At 47.7% G+C, this 8,193-nt stretch carries 5 protein-coding genes and 1 riboswitch; of the genes, 2 read left to right on the top strand and 3 right to left on the bottom strand.

Annotated elements, in window-relative coordinates; genetic code table 11:
- Positions 1–68: 68 nt before the first annotated feature.
- Positions 69–515 carry a GIY-YIG nuclease family protein gene (locus Q4Q52_RS15035; RefSeq protein WP_311990978.1) on the bottom strand — a complete coding sequence of 149 codons (447 nt, stop codon included), beginning with the start codon at positions 513–515 and terminating at the stop codon, positions 69–71.
- 11 nt (positions 516–526) lie between these two features.
- Positions 527–2,662 carry a S9 family peptidase gene (locus Q4Q52_RS15030; RefSeq protein ID WP_311990977.1) on the bottom strand — a complete coding sequence of 712 codons (2,136 nt, stop codon included), beginning with the start codon at positions 2,660–2,662 and terminating at the stop codon, positions 527–529.
- A 180-nt stretch (positions 2,663–2,842) separates the two neighbouring features.
- Positions 2,843–3,072: riboswitch (FMN riboswitch) on the top strand.
- A gap of 191 nt (positions 3,073–3,263) precedes the next feature.
- On the opposite strand from Q4Q52_RS15030, the gene ribB reads away from it, so the two are divergent.
- A complete protein-coding gene (gene ribB / locus Q4Q52_RS15025; RefSeq protein WP_006083662.1) occupies positions 3,264–3,917 on the top strand; it encodes a 3,4-dihydroxy-2-butanone-4-phosphate synthase in 654 nt (217 codons plus the stop codon).
- Positions 3,918–4,359: 442 nt separating this feature from the next.
- Positions 4,360–7,584: an EAL domain-containing protein gene (locus tag Q4Q52_RS15020; RefSeq protein ID WP_311990976.1), complete on the top strand. Its 3,225-nt coding sequence runs from the start codon at positions 4,360–4,362 to the stop codon at positions 7,582–7,584.
- A 72-nt stretch (positions 7,585–7,656) separates the two neighbouring features.
- On the opposite strand, the gene ftnA is transcribed toward Q4Q52_RS15020, so the two are convergent.
- On the bottom strand, positions 7,657–8,193 hold the full coding sequence (ftnA, locus tag Q4Q52_RS15015) for a non-heme ferritin (protein ID WP_006083664.1): 537 nt from the start codon (positions 8,191–8,193) through the stop codon (positions 7,657–7,659).

Raw genomic sequence — 8,193 nt, 5'->3', positions numbered from 1 at the left:
ACTTGCTGCGAGTCACTGGAATGACAGTGCTTAATCATTCCTCGTCACAGAACAAGTATGATGCGGTGTTAACGCTCTAGTAATCCACGCCCTGACTCAATCAATGCCAGCTTTTGACTACGGCTTAACTTTTTAACTGCGATCTCACGTCGCAGTGCATCGCCATGACTGCCAACCTGCTCTTGATACATCAGTGTTAATGGACCTTTACCCCGCAGATACTTAGCGGATTTGATACCACCCGATTGATGCTCGCTAAAGCGTCGTGTGACATCTGTAGTGACGCCAGTGTATAAATGCCCGTTGGCGCAGCGGACGACATACAAGTACCAGAGGGATGATGACTTTATGGGTGTAGGCTTCAGAGGTGCAGAATTTAATGGTACGGGATTCAGCGCATCTTCTGTCGTGGCGACAGCGCTAGTCACTGGGGCAAGTGTGTCTGCCCCCAGTGACTCATGTTGCTGTAAAGCGCCTATGTCCGTATTGCCTAGGCTGACGGCTGATTCGGTCACTTGCGAATGACCTACTTCGCCATACCTAACAGACTCAAGAAGAACGCATATTCTTGGGCTGTGTCTTGGTATTGGCGATAGCGACCACTCTTACCACCGTGGCCGGCTTCCATATCCACGTTAAGTAACAAGACTTTATCGTCGCTCTTGTACCATTGGTTTTTAACATCGCGCAGCTTAGCGACCCACTTGGCGGGTTCAAAATACTGCACTTGCGAGTCATGCAAACCCGTCGTCACTAACATGTGTGGGTATTCTTGCTCGGTGACATTGTCGTAGGGCGAGTAACTCAACATGTAATCAAAGTAAGTTTTCTCGTTCGGATTGCCCCACTCGTCGTACTCATTGGTCGTCAACGGAATCGACTCGTCCAGCATAGTCGTCACCACATCAACAAAAGGTACATGGGCTGCAAGGGCGAAATACTTGTCCGGCGCTTGGTTAGCAATCGCGCCCATTAGCAAACCACCCGCGCTGCCGCCAGAGGCGACAACCTTGTTTTTATCGCCATAACCTTGCGCCGTTAATGCCGTGGTTACATCGATAAAATCATTAAAGGTGTTTTGCTTATTCAACAGTTTACCGTCGTCATACCAAGGACGGCCGAGCATTTCTGAGCCGCGTACATGGGCGATGGCATACACAAAACCACGATCAAGCAGACTGATAACGGATGAAGAAAAATCGGGTTCCACTGTGTAACCGTAAGATCCATAACCGTATTGATACAGAGGGTTAGTGCCGTCTTTGTTGAATTTATCTTTACGATACACCAAAGAAACCGGCACTTTTACGCCATCACGGGCGGTGATAAACACACGTTCAGCACGATATTGGCTGGCATCGAAGCCGCCTAAGACTTGATCTTGTTTCAATAAATCCCGTCTATCGGGATTCACTAGCGAATATTCGTATACGGCTTCTGGCGTTGTCAGACTAGAGTAGAAAATGCGTAACTTATTGCTGTCTTGCTGAGAATTAACATCTAAACCCATCACATAGGCAGGTTCATCAAAACTCAGTTCGAAAGGCTTTTGACCATTGAACGGCATCACTTTAATTCGCGTCAGGCCATTTTCGCGGGTCTGAATAATCAGATAATCCTTGAGTACTAACTCGTCTTCAATACGGGCATTGGGGTTATGCGCAACCACTTCTTGCCACTTAGATTTGTCCGCCGCATCTTTGATGGCGACTTTCATCAAACGGAAGTTAGTCGCCTGCCAGTTGGTGAGAATGTAATAAGTATCACCCAGCTTAGACACGCTGTATTCGTGGCCTTCTTCCCGCGCTAACACTGGCTTGAATAAACCCAGTGGTTCGCTGGCATCGAGCACTGACACTTCGCTCGTTGTGGTGCTCTCTTGGAACAACACAATTTGTGACTCATCTAAGGTTTTGCCAAGCGAGATATAAAAGGAATCGTCTTGTTCTTCATACACTAACACGTCGCTCGATTGCTTAGTGCCCAGCTCATGGCGATACACTTGGTAGCCAAGTAAGGTCTGCAAATCTTTGGCGATATAGAACACATGTTTGTTGTCGTTCGCCCACACCACCCGACCTTCGGTGTTTTCAAGCACGTCGACGATCATGTTGCCCGAGGCCAAATCTTTAAAATAGATGTGGTACACACGGCGGCTGAGGACGTCTTCACCAAAGGCCAACATGGTTTCATCAGGGCTAACACTGGCGCCGCCTAAGCCATAAAACTCATGGCCCTTAGCTCGCTCATTCACATCGAGCATCACTTGCTCAATGCCATCGGCGCCCTTACGGCTGATTAGCGGATATTCGCCGCCTTCTTTATAACGACTGTAATAGCTGTGCTGGTGCCATTGGTAGGGCACGCTTGACTCATCGGCAACTAAGCGCTCAGTTAACTCTTTAAAAAGGCCATCTTGCAGCGGCTTTAAGGGTTTGAAATAAGCCGCAGTGTAGCGATTCTCAGCTTCGAGATGGGCCAACACTTTAGGATCTTTGCGTTCATCGTCACGCAGCCAATAGTAATCATCGGTGCGCGTTACGCCATGCAAGGTCATCAGATGGGGAATTTTTTCAGCAACTGGGGCGGGTACTTGCCCTTTTGAGGTCGAACAAGCGGATAACAACATGGCAATACCTAAAGTTAGCAGCAGAGATCGCATTTATACGTCCTTGTGACGTCCATAACGACCGTCGCAGAATGCAACGGCAAGTCAATAAGCTTATGTGTTCAATATGATAGTGGTCAGGTGTGCACTAGCGCAAACATTGAACGCGAGAAGTTGCCATTCGCGGTAAATAAGAGCAACATAACCGCGTTTTTGAGCGCAAACGGCTCAAAAGCAAATTCTCAGGGCGGGGTGAAACTCCCCACCGGCGGTAAATGGGTAACGCTAAGTGATTATTTTACTGAGCATCCCCAAAGCCCGCGAGCGCCCGAAATCACTTTCGGGGTCAGCAGATCTGGTGCCTTAGATTTTGCCTAGTGCAAAACTGACTATTCCAGAGCCGACGGTAATGGACTGTTTGCTTTAATGGCGACAGTGCTGAGTCCGGATGGAAGAGAATGTAAGACAACACCTTGTGGTATTTAAGTGCAACGCGCTTATGTATTGCAGTGTTAGCCTCATGTTTTGCAATAACTTCACCCCAAGTGAAGTGATATTGCTACAGCAAAATCGAGCCATTAGGTTTGATTAGGTTGTATTTCTGCACGCCCTGATTCTGGATATTCCAATGTCGTATTTTTTAAGGATATTAACCATGAATCAGTCTTTACTTGCTCCTTTTGGTACTGCTATCGAACGCGTTGAAGCGGGTCTTAATGCCCTGCGTCAAGGCCAAGGTGTGTTAGTGGTCGATGACGAAGATAGAGAAAACGAAGGCGATTTAATTTTCGCTGCCGAGACGCTGACGAACGCCCAAATGGCCATGCTCATCCGTGAATGTAGCGGTATTGTTTGCCTGTGTTTACCCGATGAAAAAGTCAAAGCCCTCGAACTGCCTGCTATGGTCGAGCACAACTCGAGCCAATACGGCACGGCTTTCACTGTAAGTATTGAAGCAACTGTCGGTGTAACGACTGGGGTTTCTGCCGCTGACCGCGTGACCACCATTAAAGCCGCGATTGCCGACAACGCTAAGCCAAGCGATCTCGCTCGCCCTGGCCATGTGTATCCACTTCGCGCCCAACCGGGCGGCGTGTTAACTCGCCGCGGCCATACCGAAGGCACGATCGATTTAGTGCAACTCGCTGGCTTAAAACCCGCAGGTGTATTGTGTGAAGTCACTAACCCAGACGGTACTATGGCGCGTTTACCCGAAATTATCGCCTTCGGTGCGCTGCACAATATGCCAGTGCTGACGATTGAAGACATAGTGGTCTACCGTAAATCGTTATTGGCTAAGGTCGGTTAAGTCAGACTTCAATGGCCTAAACTTAGGTCATTAATTTAAGACGAAGGGACGTTTCGCTGCGGCAAACGTCCTTTTTATTGGGCTTTATTTGCAGTCCAACATCGCTTAACCCACCGGTTATACCATTCCCTGAATCAACGCCCATAAGGGCAATAAATAAAGCCATTCTTTCGAATAACAAAATACTGTGTCACATCACAGACAAATGAAATGTTTGTTTGATAGGCAAAAAATACACTAATAAAAATAGTTGCTTAGCTCGATATATAACAATCTGCTTAATTTCGTGACCTAGATTAGATATCCATAAACTAAAGGTCGCGGTGACTGGCCGCCTATGTTAAATATTCTCACCCTGTGCCTAGTTCCATTTTCAACTCAAGTTCAACGTGATGACGTTGAATTTCTTTTTTGACTAGGCGAACGAGTGGAGTGATCTTTAATGCCGTCAGCGCTACACCACCTCAGTTTGAAGCAAAAGCTCATTCTGTTTTCGCTTGTCCCCCTGTTGATGATGAGTTTTTTTATTCTGACTCGCATGCATGGCTTAATAAATGAATCACACTCGGCCAAGCACAACCATCTTGCGGTGCAGGCGACGGTACACATCACCGAATTACTGTATCAGTTGCAGAATGAATATGGTCTGAGCACCAACCAACTGCCCACCGATAACGCGCTAGTCACGCAACAACAGGCGACCTCCAAAGCTCTCGATACGTTACTTAACAGTGAACCTTTAGCCCACCTCAGTGAGTCGCTCGATCCTAAGAGTATTGAAGCCAGTCAGATGAACGCATTATTAGATGCCATCACACTCACGGGCCACAGACTCGCCAACGCACGCCAAACCCTTGCGAGCGAAACACAAAGCCCGTTTACTGACCTCTATAGTCAACTGCACACTCAGCTGTTGCAGCTCATTCAACTATTGCAGTTACAGACCAACGAAATCAGCCAATCCCGCGCTTATACCGATTTATTGAACCTGCTAATGGTGCAGGAACTCGCCGTAAAAGAACGTAGCGCAATTAATCATTTGCTGCTCAGCGACTCACTCAATCTGAATGATTACCGCACCATAGGCTCCTTCATGTATGAATATGGCCGAGCTGTGATGCACGCGAGCAATGCAGCGATTTCCGATAGAAAATCGTTACTGCAAAACCTACAAGATTCGCCAGAGAATCAACGTATTCTGCAGATAAGCCAACAAATTGAGCAGCAAACCCGCATTAGCGCACTGGCACAGAATATTAATGCCAACTTAGGTTACGGTGGCTTAATGGGGAGTTTTCAGGACTATCTGCTGAAGGGCGATGACGTTTCACTGCAAAAATTTAATAGCGCGCTGGCGACGATTCATCTCAACTTAGATGAACTTAATCACGAGACCCGCTTTCTTCCCGAATTTAAGCCAGCGCTGAAAACCCTTGAGGACAGCATAGATCAATACCAATTCAGCATGGCCAAGCTGCAGCAACTGAAGCAGCAAGGCTTGCCGATGGCGGAGATCAACGCCATTGCGCAAGTCCCAGCCAGTGAGGACAAGTTAAGCCAAGCGATGACACAGTTGCTAATGCCGCCACATCCGATTGACAGCCAAAAATGGTGGGCGCTCACCACCCAGCGTATTGAACAACTGCATCAACTCGCCAAAGGCATCACCCAAACCATGGCGCAACAGAGCGAGTTTCAACAAAACCAAGCCCTGACCTTCCTCGGTCTGTACTTGTTATCAGCCCTGTTCACCGCAACCGTTACACTCTGGCTCGGACAGAAGATCATTCGCAACTTTATGGATAAAATCACTAAGATTGCCAATGATATGCAGCAAATGGCGGAAGATCCCAAGCTCAATATCAATATTCGCGTCTCAGGTACCGATGAACTGGCTCGCATGGCTCGCGCCATGAACCGGATGATCAGCGAACGGCAGAAGGCAAACCATGCCCTCACCCGCGCCGCTGCGGTATTTGACTATTCTGCCGAGGGCATAATGGTGACTGATGCCGACAACCATATCGAACTGGTCAATCCGGCTTTCTGCAATATTACTGGCTATACATTGGAAGAGGTGAAAGGCCGCAGTCCATCCATCCTCAGTTCTAGCCGTCATTCGCAGCACTTTTACACCACCATGTGGGAGTCGCTGCAAACAGAAGGAAAATGGGAGGGTGAGGTTTGGAATAAGCGCAAAAATGGCCAAGTGTATCCCGAGTATTTAGCCATTACTGTGGTGCGAAATGAGCAGGGGCAAATAATCCAACACATTGGTTTATTTATGGATATCAGTAAACGTAAACAATATGAGCAAGATCTTTGGTATCAAGCCAACTTCGATGCGTTAACGGGGCTGCCTAACCGTAAGTTGTTTAATGAGCGCCTGCAGCACGAAATCCATGTGGCGCAGCATGACTCACGCAAACTGGCGATTCTGCTGATAGATTTGGACCAATTCAAATACATCAACGATGTGCAAGGCCATGCCACTGGCGACCTATTACTTAAAGATGTGGCCAAACGCTTAGAAGGCATTGCGGGTAAAACCGACTTTATCGCCCGCATCGGGGGTGATGAATTTGTACTTATTCTGCCACGACTGACCAACGAACTCGCCATCGAACACATGGCAACGCGTATTATCGAAACCTTGGGCATGCCGTTTGACTTAAATGACCGCGAGATCCAGATTTCAGCCAGCTTTGGTATCGGCGTCTATCCCGAAGATGGCCTCGATGTCAGCTCACTCACCCGCAATACCGAAACCGCCATGTATCAAGCTAAAGATGCGGGACGGAACAATTTCAAATACTTCACCGCGGGTATGAATCAAGCCATGTTCGCCCGGATGGAATTAGAGCAACGCCTGCGCCGCGCCGTGGCACAAAATGAATTTGCCCTGCATTATCAACCCATAGTGGATATGCAAACTGGAGTCGTCTGCAGCGTCGAAGCCCTTATCCGCTGGCAAGACCCCGACTTTGGCCTGATCCCACCGGATCAATTTATCCCGCTGGCCGAAGAAACCGGACTGATAGAACCTATGGGCGAATGGGTGCTCAACCAAGCCATGCATGATCTCAGGCAGTGGCAAAAAAGTGGCTTAAAAATCAATGTCGCGATTAATGTTTCCGGTCGCCAATGCATCAACACCCGCGGCATGGGATTCGACCAAGTGCTGCAGGAATGCTTTAACCGCCACCATGTAAACCCACGCAATGTGCATATTGAGATCACTGAGAGCATGCTGATGGGCGATGCCAGCCATTGCTTGAGCACGCTCGAATCGATTCGCCATTTAGGCTCGCAAATCTATATCGATGATTTCGGCACAGGTTATTCTTCCCTGAGTTATTTGAAAAAATTCCCGATTTCAGTGATTAAAATCGATCGTAGCTTTGTGGAAAATGCCCTCGAAAGTAACGCTAATGCTAACTTAGTCAAAGCTATCGTCATGATGGGGCAAAGTCTCGAAATGGAGTTAGTGGCCGAAGGCATAGAAACCGAGGCCCAGTGGCACTTCCTGCGGGATCTAGGTTGCCACTTTGCCCAAGGATATTTGATCTCTAAACCACTGCCCTTCGACGAGATCACGCCCTTGCTGCACATCAAGCACACAGCACTGCTCAATCATGATTACCAAGATAGTTGTGTGAATATCTAAGCTTATAAAAAATAAAATGATAAAGAACAAAAAAGCAGCCTAGGCTGCTTTTTTGTGGCAAATAAAACGGACTTAAGCCTGTGGTTGGCCTTGACCGTTCATTATGCTTTCGCCGCCCTTAGAGGCTAACTTAGCTAAATCTTTATCAATAAAGAACAGCGCCTTACCATCTTCACCCACTAAACGTATCTTATCGACAATCGACTTGAACAGCTTTTCTTCTTCGTGCTGCTCGGCCACATACCATTGCAGGAAGTTGAAGGTTGAGTAGTCTTGATTCGAAAAGGCGGCATGGGCCAAGGCATTAATCTGACTAGTGATCAACTGCTCATGTTCATAGGTGAGTTCGAACAGAGCCAGTAAAGAACTAAACTGTGACTGCGGCGCTTCGATCGCCCCTAACAAAGGTAAGCCACCGGTTTCACTCACATAAGTGAACAGACGACGCATATGGCCCATCTCTTCGTCCGCGTGCTCACGCATAAACTTAGCTGCACCTTCAAATCCCTGATCTTCACACCATGCGCTCATTTGCAGGTATAAATTTGAGGAGAAGAACTCCATATTAATTTGTTCATTCAACTTTTCGATCATAGTGGCTGACAGCAT

Source organism: Shewanella sp. SP1S2-4 (assembly GCF_031932075.1).
In the GTDB taxonomy this organism is placed as follows: Bacteria; Pseudomonadota; Gammaproteobacteria; order Enterobacterales; family Shewanellaceae; genus Shewanella; species Shewanella baltica.
Note: the sequence above shows the minus strand (reverse complement) of the source record. Positions and strands in the feature narration are given on the sequence as shown.

Excerpts from the sequence above, each read along its gene's own strand:
- Q4Q52_RS15030 (WP_311990977.1), bottom strand. The coding sequence starts at position 2,662 with ATGCGATCTCTGCTGCTAACTTTAGGTATTGCCATGTTGTTATCCGCT.
- ribB (WP_006083662.1), top strand. The coding sequence starts at position 3,264 with ATGAATCAGTCTTTACTTGCTCCTTTTGGTACTGCTATCGAACGCGTT.
- Q4Q52_RS15020 (WP_311990976.1), top strand. The coding sequence starts at position 4,360 with ATGCCGTCAGCGCTACACCACCTCAGTTTGAAGCAAAAGCTCATTCTG.
- ftnA (WP_006083664.1), bottom strand. The coding sequence starts at position 8,193 with ATGCTGTCAGCCACTATGATCGAAAAGTTGAATGAACAAATTAATATG.